The sequence below is a fragment of the Pseudomonas sp. FW300-N2A2 genome (assembly GCF_017351735.1).
Classification (GTDB): Bacteria; Pseudomonadota; Gammaproteobacteria; order Pseudomonadales; family Pseudomonadaceae; genus Aquipseudomonas; species Aquipseudomonas migulae.
In genome coordinates, this window is record NZ_JACNDU010000030.1 from 25149 (window position 1) to 44192 (window position 19044).

At 55.2% G+C, this 19044-nt stretch carries 16 protein-coding genes and 2 pseudogenes; 11 read left to right on the top strand and 7 right to left on the bottom strand.

Annotated features, from left to right (window positions below):
* Positions 1 to 99: 99 nt before the first annotated feature.
* The 3 genes from J4E42_RS24940 to J4E42_RS24950 all read right to left on the bottom strand — a co-directional run bounded on the left by J4E42_RS24940 (position 100) and on the right by J4E42_RS24950 (position 2079).
* Positions 100 to 774 carry a metalloregulator ArsR/SmtB family transcription factor gene (locus J4E42_RS24940; RefSeq protein WP_207286401.1) on the bottom strand — a complete coding sequence of 225 codons (675 nt, stop codon included), beginning with the start codon at positions 772 to 774 and terminating at the stop codon, positions 100 to 102.
* 19 nt (positions 775 to 793) lie between these two features.
* Positions 794 to 1423, bottom strand: a complete 630-nt coding sequence (locus tag J4E42_RS24945; RefSeq protein WP_207286402.1) for a hypothetical protein — start codon at positions 1421 to 1423, stop codon at positions 794 to 796.
* Positions 1424 to 1647: 224 nt separating this feature from the next.
* On the bottom strand, positions 1648 to 2079 hold the full coding sequence (locus J4E42_RS24950) for a nuclear transport factor 2 family protein (RefSeq protein WP_207286403.1): 432 nt from the start codon (positions 2077 to 2079) through the stop codon (positions 1648 to 1650).
* A gap of 232 nt (positions 2080 to 2311) precedes the next feature.
* Between J4E42_RS24950 and J4E42_RS24955 the strand changes: the two are divergent.
* Positions 2312 to 2533, top strand: a pseudogene (locus J4E42_RS24955) (hypothetical protein); the annotation flags it as partial.
* A gap of 163 nt (positions 2534 to 2696) precedes the next feature.
* Here the strand turns inward: J4E42_RS24955 and ilvD are convergent.
* Positions 2697 to 4379, bottom strand: a complete 1683-nt coding sequence (gene ilvD / locus J4E42_RS24960; protein ID WP_008042755.1) for a dihydroxy-acid dehydratase — start codon at positions 4377 to 4379, stop codon at positions 2697 to 2699.
* A 385-nt stretch (positions 4380 to 4764) separates the two neighbouring features.
* On the opposite strand from ilvD, the gene mqo reads away from it, so the two are divergent.
* The 6 genes from mqo to J4E42_RS24990 all read left to right on the top strand — a co-directional run bounded on the left by mqo (position 4765) and on the right by J4E42_RS24990 (position 13482).
* The gene (gene mqo / locus J4E42_RS24965; protein WP_207286405.1) at positions 4765 to 6411 is read left to right on the top strand and encodes a malate dehydrogenase (quinone); all 1647 of its coding nucleotides are present in this window, start codon (positions 4765 to 4767) and stop codon (positions 6409 to 6411) included.
* Positions 6412 to 6580: 169 nt separating this feature from the next.
* Positions 6581 to 7396, top strand: a complete 816-nt coding sequence (gene dapF / locus J4E42_RS24970) for a diaminopimelate epimerase (RefSeq protein ID WP_207286406.1) — start codon at positions 6581 to 6583, stop codon at positions 7394 to 7396.
* Positions 7397 to 7644: 248 nt separating this feature from the next.
* On the top strand, positions 7645 to 8823 hold the full coding sequence (locus J4E42_RS24975) for an SIR2 family protein (protein WP_207286407.1): 1179 nt from the start codon (positions 7645 to 7647) through the stop codon (positions 8821 to 8823).
* Positions 8820 to 10622 carry an ATP-binding protein gene (locus tag J4E42_RS24980; RefSeq protein WP_207286408.1) on the top strand — a complete coding sequence of 601 codons (1803 nt, stop codon included), beginning with the start codon at positions 8820 to 8822 and terminating at the stop codon, positions 10620 to 10622. Before J4E42_RS24975 ends, J4E42_RS24980 begins: the two co-directional genes overlap by 4 nt.
* A 73-nt stretch (positions 10623 to 10695) precedes the next feature.
* Positions 10696 to 11583, top strand: coding sequence for a hypothetical protein (locus J4E42_RS24985; protein WP_207286409.1), 888 nt, complete (start codon positions 10696 to 10698; stop codon positions 11581 to 11583).
* A 219-nt stretch (positions 11584 to 11802) separates the two neighbouring features.
* Positions 11803 to 13482 carry a hypothetical protein gene (locus tag J4E42_RS24990; RefSeq protein WP_207286410.1) on the top strand — a complete coding sequence of 560 codons (1680 nt, stop codon included), beginning with the start codon at positions 11803 to 11805 and terminating at the stop codon, positions 13480 to 13482.
* A gap of 277 nt (positions 13483 to 13759) precedes the next feature.
* On the opposite strand, the pseudogene J4E42_RS24995 reads toward J4E42_RS24990, so the two are convergent.
* Positions 13760 to 13852, bottom strand: a pseudogene (locus tag J4E42_RS24995) (integrase); the annotation flags it as partial.
* 221 nt (positions 13853 to 14073) lie between these two features.
* Between J4E42_RS24995 and J4E42_RS25000 the strand changes: the two are divergent.
* From J4E42_RS25000 to msrA, 3 genes are all read left to right on the top strand, one after another.
* The gene (locus J4E42_RS25000) at positions 14074 to 14364 is read left to right on the top strand and encodes a DUF6124 family protein (protein ID WP_207286411.1); all 291 of its coding nucleotides are present in this window, start codon (positions 14074 to 14076) and stop codon (positions 14362 to 14364) included.
* A gap of 193 nt (positions 14365 to 14557) precedes the next feature.
* Positions 14558 to 14923, top strand: coding sequence for a hypothetical protein (locus J4E42_RS25005; protein WP_207286412.1), 366 nt, complete (start codon positions 14558 to 14560; stop codon positions 14921 to 14923).
* A 114-nt stretch (positions 14924 to 15037) separates the two neighbouring features.
* Positions 15038 to 15544: a peptide-methionine (S)-S-oxide reductase MsrA gene (msrA, locus tag J4E42_RS25010; RefSeq protein ID WP_008042771.1), complete on the top strand. Its 507-nt coding sequence runs from the start codon at positions 15038 to 15040 to the stop codon at positions 15542 to 15544.
* Positions 15545 to 15600: 56 nt separating this feature from the next.
* On the opposite strand, the gene J4E42_RS25015 is transcribed toward msrA, so the two are convergent.
* Positions 15601 to 17040 carry a DHA2 family efflux MFS transporter permease subunit gene (locus tag J4E42_RS25015; RefSeq protein WP_207286413.1) on the bottom strand — a complete coding sequence of 480 codons (1440 nt, stop codon included), beginning with the start codon at positions 17038 to 17040 and terminating at the stop codon, positions 15601 to 15603.
* Positions 17041 to 17116: 76 nt separating this feature from the next.
* The gene (locus tag J4E42_RS25020) at positions 17117 to 17965 is read right to left on the bottom strand and encodes a type 1 glutamine amidotransferase domain-containing protein (protein ID WP_207286414.1); all 849 of its coding nucleotides are present in this window, start codon (positions 17963 to 17965) and stop codon (positions 17117 to 17119) included.
* A gap of 121 nt (positions 17966 to 18086) precedes the next feature.
* On the opposite strand from J4E42_RS25020, the gene J4E42_RS25025 reads away from it, so the two are divergent.
* A complete protein-coding gene (locus J4E42_RS25025) occupies positions 18087 to 19013 on the top strand; it encodes a LysR family transcriptional regulator (protein ID WP_207286415.1) in 927 nt (308 codons plus the stop codon).
* Positions 19014 to 19044: the final 31 nt, after the last annotated feature.

The window sequence follows — 19044 nt, forward strand, 5'->3', positions numbered from 1 at the left end:
CTGACTTCGCCGGATGCCATTCGGCCAACGCTGCCTCGACCTTGGTAGGGAGGCGGTGAGGTGTACGCGTCTTACGATCCGGGCGATGTCGAAGACGGCTCAATCATCAACCGGATCTGTTTGCTCAGAAGGCCGCACGTTATCGGGCCCGGTGGCCGTTTCTGCGGTTGGTCGAAGCTTGAACCGGCAGACGTTACCGCCGCGCACCATGCATTCCGTGTGGTCGACTTCTGCGCCGCCCAGCGTGCCGATCAAGGCCAGGTCCAGTTCACAGACCACCGGATGGGCCTCTGCGAGTCGGTGAAAAACGCAGTTGTGTGCGACGATTTCCAGATCACCGCTGGAGCGAAAGAACACCTCCGACTGGTATCCCGCCTGGTTCATGTGTTGCACGATCCTGGCTTCGTCGACCACCTGCGATTCACGATCCAGCGCCAGTTTTCGGCCCATGCTGCGCATCAGCGTGGCCAGCGCTTCGGGACCGATGATGCCGGCCACTTCATCGATCAGCACACTCGCCAGCATCTGATACTGGCGAGGAAACTGCTCCTTGGCATGGTCGGTGAGCCGGTACAGTTGCTCTGGACGCCGGCCAGTCGGCCGGGTTTCGCCCCGCAACACCAGGCCGTCACGCTCAAGCGCCGCCAGATGCTGGCGAATCGCAGTGCGCGTGACGGCCAGTTGTTCGGCCAACTCGTCAATGCTCATGCCGCTCGCGTGGTGCAGCAGCGCATTGAGCAGGTCTTGCTGTGTCCGGCCCAGTCCTTCCAGCATGGTGTGTCCTCGCCCGACGTCAGAACTTGTCCGGGAACTGCTTGACCAGTGCCGCCGTCAGCGCGTCGGCCAGCGCCAGGATATGGCCGCGCATCATGTGCCAGGTCCGCGCTTCGCCCGCGTAATCGTGTGCGGCGAGTTCATCGATCTGCGCGACATGATGACCCCCGTGAGCACCGAGCATGGCAACCAGCGTGGCTTCAGGCAAGTTGGGGTTGGCTTTGGCCAGGAACGCGGCAATCGCCTTGGCATTGCTGGTCAGGTCCGCGACTGCGGCTTGCTTGCCTTTGCCGTCTTTGGCGACCGTTGCATCGCTGTAGTGCTTCACCGCGCCCCAGTGGCCGGCCAGCAATTTGAGCAACTGATCGGCAGCAGGCTGACCGTAGAGCGGGGCGATGCTATTGGCGATTTTGGTTGCGTTGTCGACCACCTGATCTGCGGCGACTTTGGCTTGCTGCTTGTCGGCAGCCTGATTGGCGATGGCGTAATTTCTGATCCAGAACACATGTTCGACCCACAGGTCGCGCAAGGCCAGGCGCGTGGTCAATGCAACGCTGTCAGGCGCAGCCGTTGAGGCGGGCGGCGTCTGACTCCAGACCGGTTGAGCACAGAACGCCAACAGCATTAGAGCCAGGATCTTGATATTCATGACGGCACCCTCGGGAAGTGGGATTGTTCGACAATATCAATTTAAGCATAAAAATATGTTTTTATTGGTTGCACGCCAAAATCGCGGATCAACGGTCGTTTACGGACCCCTGTAGGAGCGAGCCCGCTCGCGATGGACGTCAACGATTACGCGTATTTCCTGAACAAACGCGTCGCTCATAAATCCTTGCGAGCAAGCCCGCTCCTACAGCGGTTACACGGAAATCAGAACTTGAACGCCTGACGCCCGACCAGCAGCCAGTGGCCTTTCTGTTTCTGCCAGATCTGGAAGTTCTCGATTTCGGTCGGAATCACTTCAGTGCCTTTCAGCGCCTGTGCCGAGAAATGGTTGCGAACCAACGCCACGTCACCGGAGAGGGTGATGGTCTGGTTTTGCATTTCGAGGGTCTTGAAGGCGCTCCGGCCGGTTTCGATGTCGGCGATGTATTCCTGCTTGTTCTGGATTTTCCCGCTGGAATGCCCATAGGTCAGGTTTTCGGCGGTCAGAGCGTTCAGTTCGGAGATGTTCTTTTTCAGCATGGCCTGGGTCAGGTGGTCGACAGCCTGGGCCACGTCTTTTTCAGCGGCGGACGGGGCGGCCGCGACATAGCCACTGAACAGGCACAGAAATCCAACCACCAATTTCGCTTTTTTCATGGGTGTTTCCTTGTTGTTGTGGGTGATCGAGTGATGAACATGAAGATCATTCGTCAGTCGTCGTACAACCTAGCATGCGCTGAGGAAAAAACGAACATGGCCAGGGGGAATTACCGCATGTCGTAAAAACCGCACGAACGCAAATAGCCCTTCAATTGCGCTGTGACGCAGTCGAAAACCTGTTCAGAAGCCATGCGCGAATGGCCGCACCCACTGACAGGAGACCCACAGCGTGTCGATAAAATTACGATTGCTCTTGCTGATCGGCACCGGCCTGCTCACGGCCTTGATCATGAGCCTGGTCAGTTACCTGGGAAATTCGCAAATGGCGACCGCAGTGAATGACAACGAGGTCAGCATGACCGCGCTGCGCAATCACCTCGAAGCCGACATGATGCATGACGCGTTACGCGCGGATGTGCTGTCAGCGCTGGCGGGGAAATTGTCGCAGTCGGTGGATCGGTTTCGGCTGTGATATCCATTCAACATTGATGTTGCCAGACCGGCCCCCATCGCGAGCAGGCTCGCTCCCACATTGATTGCGTCAACGCGAAGATCAACTGTGGGAGCGAGCCTGCTCGCGATGGCAATCGCTCAAACGATACAGAATCAAAGCATTAAAGGTATTTGTCGGTGACGGCACCCTCGGAGGCACTGGACACCGTCTTCGCATACTTCGCCAACACCCCGCGTTTGTACCGGGATTCCGGCCGCACCCAACGGGTTTTGCGCTCGGCCAGTTCGGCATCGGAAACGCCGACCGTGATCTGCCGGGTTTCGGCATCGATGGTGATTTTGTCGCCATCTTCGATCAACGCAATCGGCCCGCCATCAAACGCTTCCGGCGTGATATGACCCACCACAAAGCCGTGTGAACCACCGGAAAAACGGCCATCGGTAATCAGCGCAACATCCTTGCCCAACCCCTTGCCCATGACCGCCGACGTCGGCGAGAGCATTTCGCGCATGCCCGGGCCGCCCTTGGGCCCTTCGTAGCGAATCACGATCACGTCACCCGCTTTCACTTCGCCATTGAGAATCCCGGCCAGCGCACCTTCTTCGCCGTGGTAGACCCGCGCCGTACCTTCAAAGCGCAAACCTTCCTTGCCCGTGATCTTTGCCACCGCGCCAGTGGGCGAGAGGTTGCCGCGCAGCACCACCAGGTGCGAGTCCTTTTTCACCGGCTGGTCGAAGGGCAGAATCACGTCCTGGCCTTCCGGATAATCCGCCACGTTTTCGAGGTTTTCCGCGAGGGTCTTGCCGGTCACCGTCATCGCATCGCCATGCAGCATGCCGGCCGCGAGCATGCGCTTCATCAGCGGTTGAATGCCGCCGATGGCGACCAGTTCGCTCATCATGTATTTGCCGCTGGGGCGCAGGTCGGCCACCACTGGCGAGACTTTGCCCAACTCGACGAAATCATCCAGCGTCAACTCGACATCCACCGCGTGCGCCATGGCCAACAGATGCAGCACCGCATTGGTGGAGCCGGCGAGGGCGATCACCACGCGGATCGCATTTTCAAAGGCTTTGCGGGTCATGATGTCCCGCGGTTTGAGGTCCAGCTTCAACAACTCCATGACCTGCTGGCCGGCGCGGAAACTGTCCGAGGCCTTGTCGCTGCCGACAGCGTCCTGAGAGCTGGAACCGGGCAGGCTCATGCCCAGCGCTTCAATGGCCGAGGCCATGGTGTTGGCCGTGTACATTCCGCCGCAGGAACCGGGGCCGGGAATCGCCACTTCCTCGATCTGCTTGACCTGGATTTCGTTGATGTCGCCACGCGCATTCTGGCCCACGGCTTCGAACACAGAAATGATGTCGGTGTGGCCGGCACCGGGCCGAATCGTCCCGCCATAGACGAAGATGGAAGGGCGGTTCAACCGTGCCATGCCGATCAGGCAGCCCGGCATGTTCTTGTCGCAACCGCCCACGGTCACCAGGCCGTCGAAGCCTTCGCAACCGGCCACGACCTCGATGGAATCGGCAATCACCTCGCGTGACACCAGCGAATACTTCATGCCTTCCGTACCGTTGGCGATGCCGTCGGAAATGGTGATGGTGTTGAAAATAACGCCCTTGGCCCCGGCAGCATTCGCGCCTTTCTCGGCCTCGACCGCCAGTTTGTCGATGTGCATGTTGCACGGCGTGACCATCGCCCAGGTCGAGGCGATGCCGATCTGCGGTTTCTTGAAGTCCTCGTCGGTGAAACCCACGGCACGCAGCATCGAGCGACCGGGCGCACGCTCCACGCCATCGACCACTTGAGAGGAATATTTGCGCAGATCGTTTTTATCGCTCATGACTGCTCCTCACCGGTTCATCGAAAAAACAGGTTGAGTATAGTGGCCCCGGCGCGCGTGTTCGGACTATCAGGTCGGGAACAGACGCGCGGGTTTGCTCCGGCGTGATATTCTTCACCTCAACTTGGTTTGACCTATTCAGTTTGCGTGTCCTCGAGACGCGCCAACAGAATCACTGTCGCTCAAGTAGCTGAAGCCAATAAAGATAAAAAGTCAGTTCAGTAGGGACATATAAACTGAGGTCGATGGATCACGTCGGCCTTGTGTGCCCACCCTCCGGATCTCATGTGCGAGCCCCCACGACATTTGCCTGAATGCCGTGTGAAACAAGGGTTTCGTCGTGAGGATGGAAGGGCGGATGACGTTTTATCAAAGGTGCTACAAGATGTTTAAGAAAATGAACACGGCCCTGCTGGGGCTGGCTTTGTCGATGGGGATCACGTCCGCTCACGCGGAAGAGGCAAAGAAAGTCGATGTGCTGCTGATCGGCGGCGGCATCATGAGCGCGACCCTCGGTGTATGGCTCAATGAGCTGGAACCTGGCACCTCGATGGAAATGATCGAGCGCCTCGACGGCGTCGCCCTGGAAAGCTCCAACGGCTGGAACAACGCCGGTACCGGTCACTCCGCCCTGGCCGAGTTGAACTACACCCCGGAAGACGACAAGGGCAATGTCTCGATCCCGAAAGCCGTTGAAATCAACGAAGCGTTCCAGATCTCCCGTCAGTTCTGGGCCTGGCAGGTTCAGCAAGGCGTGCTGAAAAACCCGCGTTCGTTCATCAACTCCACACCGCACATGAGCTTCGTGTGGGGCGATGACAACATCAAGTTCCTGAAAAAGCGCTACGAAGCCCTGCAAGCGAGCCCGCTGTTCGCCGGCATGCAGTACTCGGAAGACCCGGCGCAAATCGCCAAGTGGGTTCCGCTGATGATGGAAGGGCGCGACCCGAACCAGAAAATCGCGGCCACCTGGTCCCCGATCGGCACCGACGTGAACTTCGGCGAGATCACCCGCCAGTTCGTTGCGCACCTGCAAACCACCCCGAAATTCGACTTGAAACTGTCTAGCGAAGTGCAAGACATCACCAAGAACGAAGACGGCACCTGGCGCGTCAGCTACAAAAACCTGAAAGACGGCAGCAAGTCCGAAACCGACGCCAAGTTCGTGTTCATCGGCGCGGGCGGCGGTGCCCTGCACCTGCTGCAGAAGTCCGGCATTCCTGAAGCCAAGGAATACGCAGGCTTCCCGGTCGGCGGTTCGTTCCTCGTCACCGAAAACCCGACCATCGCCGAGCAACACCTGGCCAAGGCCTACGGCAAAGCTTCCGTTGGCGCACCGCCGATGTCGGTTCCGCACCTGGACACCCGTGTCCTGGACGGCAAGCGCGTGATCCTGTTTGGCCCATTCGCGACCTTCAGCACCAAGTTCCTTAAAGAAGGCTCGTACCTGGACCTGCTGACCACCACCACCACGCACAACGTGTGGCCGATGACCAAGGTCGGCATCAAGGAATACCCGCTGGTCGAGTACCTTGCCGGTCAGCTGATGCTGTCTGACGAAGACCGCCTCAACGCCCTGAAAGAATACTTCCCGAACGCCAAGGCTGAAGACTGGCGCCTGTGGCAAGCCGGCCAGCGCGTGCAAATCATCAAGCGTGATGAAGCCGCCGGTGGCGTGCTGAAACTGGGCACCGAAATCGTTGCTTCCGCTGACGGCACCATCGCCGGCCTGCTGGGCGCATCGCCAGGTGCCTCGACCGCTGCGCCGATCATGCTGACCGTGCTGCAGAAAGTGTTCAAGGACAAGGTCGCTTCGCCAGCCTGGCAGGAAAAACTGCACCAGATCGTGCCGAGCTACGGCACTCAGCTGAATGGCAGTCCTGAGAAGGTTGCACAAGAGTGGGCTTACACCGCCAAGGTCCTGCAACTGACCCCGCCACCGGCGATCGGTCAAGTAGCGGCCCCGGCAGCTGCCCCGGCGGAAGCGCCAAAAGCGCCGAAGGCTAACGCTGCAACTGATATGGCTCTGTAACCAGACGCCCAGTCAAAAAGCCCACTGAACCGGTGACGGTCAGTGGGCTTTTTTGTGTCTGGAATTCGGGGCTGGCGGGTAGCTTTCGCTTACCCTCACACAACTTGCAAAAGCACTGCGAATGGGGCTAGATCGCCTGCAAACGGCCATTCACCACAGGGATCTGTCTATGCCGCTGAGTTTCCATAAGATGCACGCCAATGGCGACGACTTCGTGGTCGTGGACGCGCGAAACTCGGCCAATCCAGTGACAAGCGCCCTGGCGCGGCAAATGGGGGATCGCCACCGCGGCATCGGCTTCAATCAACTCGCGGTGGTGCTCGATTGCGAAGACGCCGATGCGCGGTTGATGTTCTGGAATACCGATGGCTCCACGCTGGATGTGTGTGGCAGCGCAACGCGGGGTGCTGCGGACAGACTGATGCGCGAATCGAATTCGACGTCGATAACGCTCCGCACCAACCGGGGGCTGCTCACTTGCCAACGAACCTCCAACGGCAACATTTCCGTCAGCATGGGGCCGCCGTTGTTTGGCTGGTCGGATGTTCCTTTGGCTCATGAAATGGATACGTTGGTTCTGCCCCTTGATGGCGGCCCGAGTGCGTGCAGCATGGGCAATCCGCACTGCACCTATTTTGTGGATGACCTGACGGCGATTGATATCGCGGCCATCGGACCGACCCTTGAAACCCACCCGCTGTTTCCGCTCAGGACGAATGTGCACTTCGTTCAGGTCATTGACCGCAAGCATATTCGACTGCGCATTTGGGAACGCTGGGGCGGGATTCCGCTGGGTTCAGGTTCGTGCTCTTGTGGTGCTGCGGTTAACGGGATTCGTCGGGGGTTGTTGGACGATACTGTTGAGGTTGAATGTGATGGCGGGAGTGTTACGGTTCAATGGGATGGCGTGGGGGCGGTGTTTCTGATTGGGCCGGTAGAGGCAGTTTTTTCGGGGACAATTGCGGATAGCTTGTTGAAAGATTGATTGCTGCTTTGTCGTGAAGGGCGGAGGAGCCCCCATTGGGCTTCGAAGCAGAGCTGAGTGAGCCCATTCACTGCCCTTCGCGAAAGGCAGCAATCGGCCAATAGCTGTCGCTGGTGAGGGATGATTTCGTATCCGTTGCCTCCGAGAAGTCATTCACGATCTCGCGTGGTAGCACTCCGCCCACAGTGACATGTATTGTCTCTTAGTATTATTCACTCCTATATCTGCGCAGCCAGGGAGGACGGCCAGTGATTTCTATCGGCGACATCTACAATCAAGACATCAATTTCCTCTTCGGATCGGGTGCATCGTACGGCTTGCTCCCGACTCTCCAATTGCAAGTTCAGACTGGTGAGGGCGACTGTCGCTACACACTAGAAGACCTGGCCACCAAGTTTGAGCGCGAGCAAGATCCACGTCTGATCCCGCTGTTTATGCATTACTACGCCAGTTGCATACGTCCTGCCGAGCAACTCAGCTTGGAACAAGTAGCCGAAGAGCCAGGCGCCACAGTTATCAAGAACTACCGCACTTTCCTAACGACGGCACTCGAAATGGTGAAGCGCCGCAAAGCGCTGGACCGTCGCTGCAATGTATTCACAACGAACTATGACGGCTGTTTCCCGCTTGTGGCTGACGCGCTTATCAAGGAGGGCAACATCGACTTCGTACTGAATGACGGCGCCCGGGGATTCACGCGGCGTATCCTACAAGCCCGAAACTTCGGGTCGTACCTTTGCCAGTCCGGCGTCTTCGGCCGCTTTCAGACCAGTATCCCTCAGATCAACCTGGTCCATCTGCATGGGTCGGTCTACTGGAGCAAGCTGGGCTCCACAATTCAGGTTGGCTACGATCTGTCTCGCCGTGAAGGCCTGCTAGATCGCGAGGCGATGGCATTGTTGCGGCCATTCTCGTCAGCGCTTAATGACCCAGCCTCAACACTTGCCGACGTCCCATACATAGAGTTTTCTGATGCTGCGCTGAGGGCGTTCTGGTCGGAGTATGAGCGGATTCCCATCGTCAACCCGACCAAGTGGAAGTTTCATGAGACGGTCTACGAGGAGCATTACTACCAGATGCTGCGGCTGCTCAGCTACGAGCTAGAGAAGCCCAACGCTGTGCTGATCACCTTCGGATTTTCGTTTGCCGATGAGCACATCTTCAACCTCGTGATGCGCTCTCTTTCCAATCCAGGTCTGCAAGTGTTTGTCTGCTGCTACAGCAAGTCAGGGCATGCGGCGATGGAAGAAAAGTTCAAGGGACACCGCAACGTGAAGTGCCTGATGTTGCAGGAAGGGGTAATGGACTTCACTGCATTCAATGAGCAGGTACTGGCATGGCCAGAAGCTGTGGCCCTTGTACCGAATGCACCTGCAACTCCAACAGCTCCGCCTGTGGCCGATGCAGACTTTGGGGATCTGGTATGAGCATTCGTGTCGGCGAGGTCATCGCCGTCCATGGCACGAAATTGGTTTTGAAGATCGATGAGCAGTCGAGCAAGGAAACCTTGTTCTATGAGGGCCAGAAATACAAGGGGGTCTCAATCCGCGAGTATCTGTCAATCCAGCGTGGCTTCCGCGACATCATCTGCATGGTTGAGGGCGAGTTCCTGGACGAGAGCCGCTCTGAGATGCATGACGGCCGCCAGACGTTTGTTCGGAAGGTCGAAGCTAGGCCGATTGGATATTTCGACCACTCTGGCTTCACTCAGGGCATCAAGTATCTGCCAATGATCCAGGATGCAGCCTACCTGCTACCCGAGGAGAAAATTAGATCCATCTTCGACCGCAAAGCAGACGGCGATTTCAGAATCGGATCCATGCTGAAGGAGGAGATTGCGGTCGGGCTGCCATGGAATCGGCTATTCAATAGCCACATCGGCATCTTCGGTAACACCGGCAGCGGCAAATCTAATACGCTGGCGCAGCTATACACCGTTCTCTTCGATCAAAAATTGCCTCTCATCACCGGCAAGAGCCGCTTCATCATCCTAGATTTTAATGGTGAGTACGGCGGCGAGCAGCTCACGGCGGCAGATCATAAGACCGTCTACCAGTTGACCACGTTGACCAACCCTGATTTAGAGGATCCAAGTTCCCGCTTCCCGCTGGCGCCTAACGAGTTTTGGGAGCTAGAGACGATGTCGCTACTTTTTCAGGCGACGCCGAACACGCAAAAGCCTTTCCTCAACCGCGTCATTACAGGTAAGCAGCGCTTTGGGGGAAATCGAGGATCCTTAGCGACCTACGCAAAGTTGATGTTTCAGAGGTCGTTTTGCGCCGGGGAGGTCAAAACTGCGACCTTGGACTTGATGCGAGCAGTGGCGAGGCGCATGGGAAATCAACAGGTGCAAGATCTGCTGGCGGACGTTACTTGGTTCCGCAATGGAGCTCGTTTTGCGTGCCGCGGGGTATGGATCGACCCCGATGGCAGGAATTACGAGCAACATATCGCACCAATCATCGACACGTTGAACGTCGAACGTCTCGATGAATTCGACGAGCTGGTTCTGCGCGTAAACCTGCAGTTGATATCCGACCTGAACGCCGGATACGTGCAGTTCGAGCATATTCAGCCACTTCTGAAGCGTGTTGAGTCTTCGCTTGCTAGCCTGCGTAAGGTTTTGTCGATTGCGGATGATATTCCACATGAGCGCCTGCTCACGGTCATCTCCATGCGCCGCTGCAATAATGAGGTCAAGAAGGTTCTGCCGCTGCTTTTCGCCAAGCACTATTACAATAATCACAAGGCCACTGTCGCCAATCCTCCTGATCGCACCGTTCATCTCATCATCGACGAAGCGCACAACATCTTGTCCGAGCAATCTTCTAGAGAAAGCGAAACCTGGAAGGACTATCGGCTTGAGCAGTTCGAGGAAATCATTAAGGAGGGACGCAAGTTCGGGATGTTCATTACCATAGCTAGCCAGCGCCCGGCAGACATATCGTCCACCATCGTTTCGCAATTACACAATTTCTTCATTCACCGTTTGGTGAATGAGCGCGACTTGTACTTGATCGACAATACGATCTCGACGCTGGATCCGTTGTCACGCAGTCTTATCCCAGCACTTTCACAAGGATGCTGCGTGGTTACCGGCACAGCTTTTGAGCTGCCAATGGTCATCCAGGTGGACCGTCTGCCAAGTAACAAACAGCCCGCCAGTGAAGACGTTGATCTAGACAGGCTGTGGAGCGATGTTTTGGTGGCTGAACCAAGGCTCTAGAAAGCTTTTCTGATTTTGCCTGCGTTTTAGAGGATGTGAGTGAACGACATGGTTAGGAGTATTAGTTTAAGAAATGAGTAAAATTGACTTAATATTGCAGCGAGTAACTTCAGTTAGCCAAATAGCCTTAGTAATTATTGCGATTTTTACTATTTGGTATTCGGTAATTCCCTTGTATCAGAAAGAGTTGGCAAGCGAGCAACTGGCCAAAATTCAAATTGATCAAATGGCTGCCGAGGAGCGCGTGGAGTTCCTAAGGGCAAGTTATTCAACGCAAGTTCAAGAAATTGAATCTGCTCGAAAAGAAATAATGGCGCTGACCGCGAAGCTAACTGATGACAGATCTCGATTGGATATTTTAAAAGAAGAAATAGACAAGAAGAATACGCAGTTGCTTCACCTTAATTCAACTTTAACTAAAGAAAAACTACTGGCTATTTCTGCGAGCAACCAACTAATCCAATCTCAGAAACTAAAATTCATCCAGGCGTTAGAGTGGTATACCCTTGTTGCACCCCTCAGCGAAAAATGTGATAAGGCTCTGAGTCGATGGCGGCGTCCTGATAGTCGAGAATATGAGAAAATAAAAAAAGTAGGGTGTGATCCTTATGAGAATATAAGGTCTGCCATATCAAATATTCAGCTGGCGACTTCTAAAGACTCTTCGGGAGATAAATTGCAAATTGATCGATATAATTTGGATTTGTGGAGCAAGCAGGCAAATTCACTGATGGAGAAAAATAAATATCAGCTTTCTGATCAAATGGATTATGCACACAGAGACAAGCTTCTAAGTGAGGCGGAAGAAAGTCGAAAGGGCCTAACTCCAGGTGAAGCTGATGAGGAGCTAAGGCGAAGTCTTAAGGCTGGAAAGGCATTGATTGATTACGAGCATCAGATTAAGAAGGAAAATAGAGAAGTTGTGAGTTGGTATATCAAGCTATTGCGGGAAACGATTTAGGCACTTAGACGGTTGGTGGTGTAATGGCATTGTTTTTGCCGCACGCACTGAATTAAATTTTTCGTGAATTTATTATCCGTCTTCGAGTGTGGCGATGAAAAAACGGAGAGGATGTATAAAATTTATCAAATGGCGCAAGAAAACAAAAGGTTAAGTGTCTCTTGAGAGTCCTATCGATGCTTAAAGGTCACCACTTCAGAGATTAGAAAAGAGCCAATTATGATTAAAGGAAATGTAACCAAAACTGCCAAACCCAAAAAAGCTAAAAAAAAGGAGGAGGAAAAGGTAAGAGATGATTTCCTGCAGTCGGTTAAAAATCAACTTCGTGAAACCTGTGGTGGCATATGTTCTAATCCTCAATGCAGGGCTTACACCTTCGGACCGTCATTGGAAAAAAGAAACGGCCATTCCAGCATAGGCGTAGCTGCTCACATTGCCGCTGCCGCTCCCGGCCCCGGCGCACGCCGCTATAACGCGGATATGACAGCGGACGAGCGTAGTGCAGCGGCTAACGGAATCTGGCTATGTCAATCCTGCTCGAAGCTCATTGATACAGATGAAGTTCGATTTCCTGTTGAACTGCTCAAAAAATGGAAATTCGAAGCTGAGAAGCGTGCTATGGAGTTGATAGGTAAGACCTCCATCGGCCCTGATGAGCTACAACAAAAGCTGGTTGAAGCTGTTGCAAGCGCTACCCAGCTCGCCTACACAGGCATGGGGGACTTTAGCAGAGCGCCACTCCCTGGTTTTGTCCGTGGGTATGAAAACTACCTCAGTCAGCTCGATCCTCGCTTCGAGATCAAGACCACGGTTAGAGGGACTCATCTACATAATGAAATCAGTGTCAAACCAGGAGAAAGTGCGAAAATAGAAATTAGATTTAAAGATGAAGGCATAGCCCGTGAAGCCAATCAGAAATGGAAAAATTTTCTAGAAACGGGAGAAGATATTCAGCTAAAAACTAACGAGTTTGAGTTTGTTGGCTCTGCTTTATTCGAAATGCTTAACCAGAAGAAAAATGATGGTTTGCTGGTTTTGGAACCGCAAAAGACTGCTGTGCCGTCTACTCTGTATCTAAAGTCGATCCAGCATGATGCAGAATTTGAATTAGCTTCGTTTGACTCCTATCTTCATACGGCGGGCGATAATCTTTTCATATTAGGAGAGTGTCTTAATGGGTTGCTTAGTCAAAAATACACTTACAACTCAAAAAACCTTCAAGTAAATATTGATTATAACTTTAATCCTCAGAAGTGGATTGGTTCAAGATTTTCAAATATTGAGTATCTGCCAAAGCTTTTAAAGGCAGTTAGCTTTCTTAAGCGTGACGTACAATCAAAGATAGTTATTGAGTTTAATCTTGGCGGGCATATATTGTCGTTTGGAGAAAATACTACGCACGACCTATTCCCGTTTTATGATTTTTTTGCTCATGTTGTGCAGTTAATAGACAGGGCGAAGACAGTTGCCGCGGCAATCGACAGCGAGCTTAGAGTTTTAAGTATAGATTTGTCTGAGCACGATGAAAGACTTATCAATATTTATAGTGGAATATTGCGAAATAACCTGGTTGTGAGCCAGCCGTTTGGTAAAGAAATTCTTGCAGTGAATGCTTTAAAAATATCAGAAAAAACTCTGCAATCAATGAATGACGGGGGGCTTGCCTCCTATCTAAAAATTAACGAGCGCTGCGGTGATGATTTTGATCTGCTCGGGAATGTGGTGAGGCCACCAGTGTTTCAAAGTGTTTTGCAAGGCTTTGAAGCAGTGTTTTTTACTGATCTTGATTCACAATCAGGAAGAGAGATAGGTATCAAGGTTTATGCTGTCGAAGGAACAACTATAACGCATAGTGTAGAGGGTAATGAATTCAAGTTATTAAAACAAGACGTGGCGTAATGTCTAATTAATAAACTTGTAAGTTGATTTAAGGGTTTTCGATGTCGGAGATTTGTAATTGCAACTATTACGATATCTCCGGCAGGGTTTTCATCAAATTCCCAGCAGCGCTAAGAGTGAACAAATCCAATCCCCAGCTACGCGCGAACGACGGATTCTGGCCGGAAGGCGGAAGGCGGAAGGCGGAAACGGCAGCTTTTGGCCGCCAGCAGCCGATTACGAAGGGCAGCTATGGGTCGAATAGCGACGGTCTAGCGTCGACTGTCACTAACGATGATCAGACTTCCGTCTGTTCCGCCATTTCTAGGGCATCATCGACTTCGATTCCCAGGTATCTGACGGTGCTTTCAAGCTTCGTATGACCAAACAGAGGAAAAGGGGACAGATGTATTTCTTCGCGCTCACAGAAAATTTGCTTCGATCAAAAGCAACCCCCACAGATTCGTCGCCAAACTACATCGAAATTTCCTACAACCTAATAGGCTTGCACCTAGGAAGCAACCTTACTAACCTCCCTCTGCCGCTGCCAATACAGCGACCGGGTGTGGTAGCCCGTTTTTCTCATAGGAGCCCAGTTCATTGGAGTTCCAAATGCTCGACGAAAACGTTAACCCCTCCGAAACTTCTGAATCCCCACCCCGCAAACCCGCCGAGGCCGAGCGCCGGGCAAACCCGATCTTCGCCGTCGTCCCCACCGCAAGCACTGAAACCCTGCTGGTTCACGCCTGCGAAACACTCGCTTCTGCAAGCGTTATGGCCAGTGAGCTGGCGTTCATACTCGAAGGCCCCAAATGCAATTTGGCACTGGGCATTCAGCAAATGATTGCGTTAGCAGAATTGACGGTGAATCGGGTGCTGGATCAGGTTGACCCGCAGGAGTAGGCGAGGGCGTTGATATAACGTGATGCGCCAACAGAAGCTCTGCCCCAATTAGTCGGGGCAGGGCTTTTTTGTTTTTGGATTGAAGCCACAGCATCAGAGATCGCCAACCCTGCGTCTTCATCACTCGGAAAAGAATGAGTTAGGATCATCAAAGCCTAAAAACGGAACCTCTCAACCAAAGGACGCGACACTCATGGAAACCCCTTTTTCTCAGATCAGCGAGCGTTTGAACAATCGCCGATTTACCGTCGCGAATAACGCTCAAGGGCTGTCCGGTGCAGGCACCGTGTTTCACTACCACGTTGAGGGGAATGCCATTTCGAGCACTTATGAGGGCGGACGGATACGCATCGGTCATCAAGTCGGGCGTGTGACAGGCCCCGATACGATTGAGCTGCTTTTTCAGTGTTTGACGGCGGATGGCGAGATGCTTGCCGGCTGGTCTCGTGGCACTGTGGGCGTTGATCACGCAGGGCGTACCACTCTGGCCTTCGTTTGGGGTTGGTTGTCGGGCGCGACGGGTGGTGGGGAGTCGAGCTACGTCGAGCTTACGGCGTAACGGTTAAGGTTTATGATCATTGCGTCGACACCCGTGCGGCAGTCGCTCCGACTCGTTCAACAGTCCGATCCGTAATCAATAACGCGCCACTTTCATTGAGGAGAATGACCGTTCATGACGACGCAAACCGAAACCGCCATCCTGGCCGGTGGTTGCTTCTGGGGTATGCAGGATTTGCTGCGACGTTACCCCGGCGTGCTGTCCACACGGGTGGGTTACTCGGGAGGCGATGTGCCGAACGCGACTTATCGCAACCACGGCAATCACGCGGAAGCCATCGAGATCGTGTTCGATCCGCAACAAATCAGCTATCGCCAGATTCTCGAGTTTTTTTTCCAGATTCATGACCCGACGACTCAGAATCGCCAAGGCAACGATGTCGGCGCGAGCTACCGATCTGCGTTGTTCTACCTCAGTGATGAGCAGAAAGAGGTTGCCGAAGACACCGTGGCCGACGTCGAAGCTTCCGGCCTTTGGCCCGGCAAGGTGGTCACCGAAATCACCCCGGCCGGCCCGTTCTGGGAAGCGGAACCGGAACACCAGGATTACCTCGAACGGCTTCCCGACGGTTATACCTGCCACTTCATCCGACCCAACTGGAAATTGCCCAAACGCGGGTAATCAAGTACAGGGGCGGCTCGAATGAGCCGTCTCTGTTCAGCCGCTTTGAGGCAGGTTCAAACCCGCTTCAACACACTGTCCCCCGCATCCTTGGGCAACCTGATCACGTCAACCAACGCCAACAATCCCAACACCGCCACACCCACAAACGCCACTCGAAAGTCAGCCACCTGCGCCTGCAGCTCATGGCCTTGCACCGACATCGAAGCACGCAACAACAACGCAGCAACTGTCACCCCTAACCCCATGGCCAGTTGAAAAAATAGGCTGAACAACGCCGACGCTTCGCTCATGCGCGCCTTGGGTACGTCGGCAAAGCCGATGGAGTTGTAGCAGGTGAATTGCATGGATCGCGACAAGCCACCCACAAAAAGCACGGCGGCAATCACGGCAAATGGCGTCTGAGGGGTAAACAGCGCGCAGACCAGAATGGAAATTACGCCGATGATGCCATTGACCAGAAGGACTTGGCGAAAGCCATAACGCTGCATGATCGCCGTGGTGAACGGCTTCATCGCCAGGTTGCCGGCGAACACCGCGAGCACCAGCAGGCCGGCGTCGACGGGCGATAAGCCGAAGCCGACCTGGAACAGCAGCGGCAGCAAAAACGGCAAGGCGCTGATGGCCAGGCGAAAGAGTGATCCGCCGAAGAGGCTGACCCGGAAGGTGTTGATGGAAACGGTGCCGAGCGGCAAAAGCGGGTGGGTGTGATGTCGGCAGTGGTGCACGGCCCACACGACGAGGATCATGCCGGCGATCACTAGCGCGAGTCCTGAGTACATGGCGTTGCCGTGCTGGCTGCCCAGCCATTCCAGACCGCCCAGCAGCGAGGCGCAGGCGCCGGCCAACAGGGCGAAGCCTTTGCCGTCGAATGGGCGCACGTTGTCTTCTCGTCCTTCGGGCACCAGCCACAGTGCGGCAAATAGCGCCAACGCACCGAGCGGCAGGTTGACGTAAAAGATCCACGGCCATGATGCGTGGGTGACGATCAGGCCGCCCACGATTGGCCCGAGAATGGGCGCTACCAGGCCGGGCCAGGTAATCACCGCGATCATTTTTACCAGGTCTTTTTTGTCGGTGTTGCGCAGCACGGCCAGACGTCCTACCGGCACCATCAGTGCGCCGCCGATGCCCTGGAGCACGCGGGCGAACACGAACATTTCGATGTTCTGGCTGAGCCCGCACAGGAGCGAGGCGAGGGTGAAGACGATAATTGCGCCGGCAAACACTTTTCGCGCACCAAAGCGGTCGGCGATCCAGCTGGACAGCGGGATGAAGATCGCCACGGCAAGAATGTAGGCGGTGATGCCGATGTTCATGTCGACCGGCGTAATGCCAAATGCGCTGGCCATGGTGGGCAGCGCGGTGGCGATGACCGTCGCGTCGAGGTTTTCCATGAAAAAGGTCACCGCCACCACCAGCGCGATCAGCCGGGTTTGCAGGCGCAGGCCAGACTCGGCTGTGACACTTGAATCTGGCGTGGCGGGTGACTTCACCGATGTGATCCTTTTTCGAGGTGATTCAAACAAAAAACAACGCCACGAGTTTTACCATTCCGGGACCACTCAGTCTCTAGCTCTGAGGCTTGAGACGCTCGACGATTGCCTTGCCCACGTCCAGCGCGGAACCTGGGTTTTGGCCGGTCACCAGTTCGCGGTCGATGACGACGTTGGAGGTCCACGGCGAGGTGTTGCTGCGATAGACGCCGCCCGCTTGTTCCAGCGCCGTTTGCGGATAGAACTTCATCGCGCCGCCATTCAACAAGCCCTTGGCCAATTCCTCTTCCTGATTGCTGATGACCGTGAATTTGTAGCCGGCGTAGGTCCAGCCTTTGGTGGAGGCTTTGCCAGCGGTTTCGAGTTGTCGGGTGAATGCGACGGGATCGGCCAGGGTCGACAGCAGGGCAATCGGGCCGTGGCAGACGAGGGCGGTGGTCTTGCCGTTGTCATGGAAGTTGTTCAGCAGTTTCCCCAGCGCGGCGCTGTGCAGCAGGTCCTGCATTGGCGCGTGGCCGCCGGGGACGTAGACGGCATCGAAATGCTCGTAGCCGATCTGTTCGACCCGCGCGAGGCTGATGACCGGCGACTCGCCTTTTGAAGTGACTTTTAGCTGATCCAGCAGCGCCTTGTGCGCCTGTAAGGCCGCCACGTCATTGTTGAAATACATCTTGTCGTTGGACGATTGGTCCAGTGTCGGCGCCTTGCCAGTCGGTGTGGCGAAGGTGACCGAGTGCCCGGCATCGAGCAGCAGTTTCACCGGTTGCATCAGTTCGTTCAGGTAGAAACCGGTGGCGAAAACCTTCTGGTCCTTGAGGTCGAGGTGGTCGGAATCGGACAGCACGATCAGGACATTGCTGGCCTGTGCGTTGAAGGCAGCCGCGGAAATGGTCATGGCGAGGGCGAGTCGGGCGATAGGGCGCATGGGAGCTTCCGAACAGTGAGGTGATCGATCGGCGGTCGCCGGATCGTTGATTCACTATATTCATGCCTGTATGGGCGATAAACTCGCTGCGAAGGAAAGCACTTGTTCTTTGGAGGTAAGAGTGACCCGTCGATTCGATTATCTCGCGGACGTTGAAGTGTTCGTCACCGTGGTGGAAAAGGGCTCGTTGAGCGCCGGGGCGGTGTTTCTGGCGACCACGCCGTCGGTGGTCAGCCGGGCGATTTCGCGCCTGGAAGCGCGCCTCGGCGTCCAGCTGTTGCGGCGCACGACCCGGCGTCTGAGCCTGACCGAGGCGGGCCTGCTTTACCTTGAACAATCCCGCGCGGCGTTCGGGTTGATCGATGATGCCGAACGAACGATCCAGGGGCAGGAAGGCGAGTTGACCGGGCGTGTGCGGCTGAGTGTGCCGACGACCTACGGGCATTACCGGTTGCCGCCATTGCTGTGCCGCTTTACCCGGCAGTACCCGCAAGTGCGCATCGAGTTGAGCATCAGCAATCGCAATGTGGATTTGGTGGCGGAAGGGTATGACCTGGCGATTCGTCTCGGGCAATTGCCGGACAGTGGCCTGATCGGACGCAAGCTGGAGGACGCGGGTTTGTGCCTGGTCGCCGCGCCGGACTACCTGAAACGTGCCGGCACCCCGCGCAGTGTCGACGAGCTGGCGGCGCATGCCTGCTTGCCGTTTGTGATGCCCAGCAGCGGCCGCGTCGGGCCTTGGCTGTTTCGCGAACAGGGGGTTGATCGGGAGTGGATACCCGAGGCGAATGTGCAGGTGTCCGATGACGTGCTGGGCATTGTGTCCCTGGCCGAGCATGGCATGGGAATCTGCCAGAGCTACGATTTCATCGTTCGCGAGCGCATTCAAAGTGGACGCCTGGTGCCGCTGCTTGAACAGTCGGGCGGACGCTCCCGACCGTTCTCGGTGATCTATCCGCCCCATCGCCAATTGTCAGCGACCGCGCGGGCCTTGATCGACTTCCTGACCCGGGAAGTGGCCGAGCCAGACAGCGAGCCGTCCCGGTAGGTTTCAGCGTACTTGATGCACCGCAGCGCCT

Excerpts from the sequence above, each read along its gene's own strand:
- J4E42_RS24980 (WP_207286408.1), top strand. The coding sequence starts at position 8,820 with ATGAGCATTCGTGTCGGCGAGGTCATCGCCGTCCATGGCACGAAATTG.
- J4E42_RS25005 (WP_207286412.1), top strand. The coding sequence starts at position 14,558 with ATGGAAACCCCTTTTTCTCAGATCAGCGAGCGTTTGAACAATCGCCGA.
- J4E42_RS24950 (WP_207286403.1), bottom strand. The coding sequence starts at position 2,079 with ATGAAAAAAGCGAAATTGGTGGTTGGATTTCTGTGCCTGTTCAGTGGC.
- mqo (WP_207286405.1), top strand. The coding sequence starts at position 4,765 with ATGTTTAAGAAAATGAACACGGCCCTGCTGGGGCTGGCTTTGTCGATG.
- dapF (WP_207286406.1), top strand. The coding sequence starts at position 6,581 with ATGCCGCTGAGTTTCCATAAGATGCACGCCAATGGCGACGACTTCGTG.
- ilvD (WP_008042755.1), bottom strand. The coding sequence starts at position 4,379 with ATGAGCGATAAAAACGATCTGCGCAAATATTCCTCTCAAGTGGTCGAT.
- J4E42_RS25000 (WP_207286411.1), top strand. The coding sequence starts at position 14,074 with ATGCTCGACGAAAACGTTAACCCCTCCGAAACTTCTGAATCCCCACCC.
- J4E42_RS24945 (WP_207286402.1), bottom strand. The coding sequence starts at position 1,423 with ATGAATATCAAGATCCTGGCTCTAATGCTGTTGGCGTTCTGTGCTCAA.
- J4E42_RS24940 (WP_207286401.1), bottom strand. The coding sequence starts at position 774 with ATGCTGGAAGGACTGGGCCGGACACAGCAAGACCTGCTCAATGCGCTG.
- J4E42_RS24990 (WP_207286410.1), top strand. The coding sequence starts at position 11,803 with ATGATTAAAGGAAATGTAACCAAAACTGCCAAACCCAAAAAAGCTAAA.
- J4E42_RS24985 (WP_207286409.1), top strand. The coding sequence starts at position 10,696 with ATGAGTAAAATTGACTTAATATTGCAGCGAGTAACTTCAGTTAGCCAA.
- J4E42_RS25020 (WP_207286414.1), bottom strand. The coding sequence starts at position 17,965 with ATGCGCCCTATCGCCCGACTCGCCCTCGCCATGACCATTTCCGCGGCT.
- msrA (WP_008042771.1), top strand. The coding sequence starts at position 15,038 with ATGACGACGCAAACCGAAACCGCCATCCTGGCCGGTGGTTGCTTCTGG.